Source organism: Chrysiogenia bacterium, assembly GCA_020434085.1.
Classification (GTDB): domain Bacteria; phylum JAGRBM01; class JAGRBM01; order JAGRBM01; family JAGRBM01; genus JAGRBM01.
This window is the reverse complement of the sequence record JAGRBM010000520.1, coordinates 1-2,394: the sequence shown is the minus strand read 5'-3', so window position 1 is coordinate 2,394 and position 2,394 is coordinate 1. Positions and strand designations below refer to the sequence as shown.

The following is a 2,394-nucleotide window of genomic DNA, read 5'->3' as shown; positions in this document are numbered from 1 at the left end:
CGCTCATCTACCGGACGATCCACCTGCAACACCACAAGTACACCTGGACCGACAAGGACCCGGACCTGGGGCTGGCCAACAAATTCCCGATCACCAAAGCGAGCCTTCGCCGCAAGATCTGGCGCGATCTCTCGGGCAAAACCGGCTACCAGCGCTACCGCGCGCTGATGCGTCTGTCGGCGGGTCTCAAGCCCAACGGCAAGGGCCTCGAAGGAAAGAGCCTCGGCCAGTGCGTGCGCACCTTTGCCAGGATGCAGAAGGGCTTTCTCATTACCAACGGCATCCTGCTCGCGGCCTGCACGATCGCCGGGCGCCCCGATGCGTTCTTCCTTCTGTGGTGGCTGCCGGCGCTGACGGGCTACTCGCTGGTGCTGCGCATCCGCAACATCGCCGAGCACGCGATGGTACCCGACACCACGGACGAGCTGCTGCAGACGCGCACGACGCTCGCCCCGTGGTGGGTGCGTTTCTTCATGGCGCCCCACAATGTGAATTATCACCTGGAGCACCACATTTATATGTGGATCCCCCAGTACAACCTGCCAAAGGTGTTCGATCTCTTCGAGCAGCGCGGCGGTTACGAGAACGCCTGCATCGAGCGCGAGGGCTATCTGCATGTGCTGCGTCTGGCTGCGAGCAAGCAGACCGAGGACACCACCCCGCGCGAGCGGGCCAGCGTGCTGCCCTTCAGCGGCGGCTGAGCCGCGCGGCGCTACTTGCGGGGAAATTTGCCGACCGGGAAAACGCTGACCGTGAAGCGCGCGAGCAGATCGACCACCTGCTCGAAGTCGGTGTAGTGGCCCTCGACATAGAGAAGGCCCAACCGTTCGGCCATGGCGATGACGGCCTCGGAGATCATCTCGAGCTCCGCCTTCTCCCGCGCGCTCTTCGAGGGAAAGCCCATGCGGGCAAAATCCTCGACGAGATCTTGATGGATCTCGGCATGGAGCTCGCGCGCGAATGCCCCGAAGGGGGAGGCTGGCTGGTAGCGTTCCTGAACGTAGAGCCGGTAGAGCTCTTCGTTCTCAATCATCGCGCGAATGGGAATGCGGAAGGTCTCGCGAATGCCCTCGATGTTGAGCGCGCCAACGAGTCGCCCGCGTTCCTCGCGCAGCGCGCCGCGAAGCTTGCCCAGCCGCTCGCGCGCCAGCGCGCGCACGAGGTCGTCCTTGTCCTTGAAGTGGACGTAGAAGGTGGGCTGCGCAATGCCCGCCAGGCGCGAGACCTGCGAGGCGCTCAGGGCGCCGTAGCCTTCCTCGCACAGGACCTTCAGCCCGGCGTCGAGCAGGCGGCCGCGCGTGAGAAGCTTGGCCTCGGCGCGGGTGAGTTGTCTTGCAAGTGCGGCCACGGGGCCTCCCGATTCGCCGATAGTAACATTGGCGAGTTGGGATTGGAAGAGTTTGGCTCAAACCGCGCCACTCTCCCGCAACTCCGCGATCTCGGCCTCGCTATAGCCTGCAGCCTTCAGCACTTCGTCGGTGTTCTCCCCGAGCTGCGGCGCGTGGGCGCGGTAGGCAGCGGGCGTCTGCGAGAGCTTGACCGGAAAGGCGACCTGCGTGATCGGCCCGCCGTCGGGATGCTCGCTCTCGTAGGTGAGGCCGCGGGCTTTGACGTGGGGATCGGCGAGCGCCTCGGCCGCACTGTTGACCGGTCCGACGCAGGCGTCCTCGTTCTCGAGCAGCGCAATCCAGTGGGCGCGCGGCTTTGTCGCAAAGAGAGCCGCCACCTCCGCGCGCATTGCCTGCGCTTCGGCCTTGTCCCTGGGCGCACGCTTGGCAATCCACTCGGGACGGCCGAGCTTCGTGCAGAAGACTTCCCAGAACTTCTCTTCGAGCGGCCCCACGGTCAGGCACTTGCCGTCGGCGCATTCGTAGACGCCGTAGCAGGGGAACGCGCCCGAGAGCTGGGTGTCGCCGCGGGTGATCTCGCGCTCCGGGCGCCCGAGCTGCTCGGCGAAATTGAGCAGGCCCAGACTGAAGGCGCCGTCCATCATCGAGACGTCGACGAACTGTCCCTCGCCCGTGCGCGCCCGCGCCTGAAGGGCGGCGAGGATTCCCACGCTCGCGTAGAGCGCGCCGCCGCCGAGGTCTGCGACCTGCGTTCCCGGCAGCACGGGCCGCGCGCCGGGATCGCCGTTCATGTCGACAAGGCCCGCATAGCCCACGTAGTTGATGTCGTGCCCGGCCTTCTGCGCGTAAGGGCCGTCCTGGCCGTACCCGGTAATCGCGCAGTAGATGAGCCCTGGATTCTCTTTCTTGAGCTCCTCGTAGCCGAGCCCCAGCCGGTCCATCACGCCCGGACGAAAGCCCTCGAGCAGCACGTCGCAGTCCTTTGCCAGCCTGCGCGCCACCTCGACGGCGCCGGGCTTCTTGAGATCGAGCGAGAGGCTCTTCT

General features: G+C 65.9%; 3 protein-coding genes. 1 reads left to right on the top strand and 2 read right to left on the bottom strand.

Translation table 11 applies throughout. The features are described from left to right. Window positions 1-701, top strand: a 701-nt coding sequence (locus tag KDH09_17435) for a fatty acid desaturase (GenBank protein MCB0221484.1), incomplete at its 5' end; no start/stop codon positions are given. Between the two features lie 11 nt (window positions 702-712). Here the strand turns inward: KDH09_17435 and KDH09_17430 are convergent. After that, on the bottom strand, window positions 713-1,348 hold the full coding sequence (locus tag KDH09_17430; GenBank protein ID MCB0221483.1) for a TetR family transcriptional regulator: 636 nt from the start codon (window positions 1,346-1,348) through the stop codon (window positions 713-715). 57 nt (window positions 1,349-1,405) lie between these two features. Then, a partial coding sequence (locus tag KDH09_17425) for a CoA transferase (GenBank protein MCB0221482.1) occupies window positions 1,406-2,394 on the bottom strand: 989 nt, incomplete at its 5' end.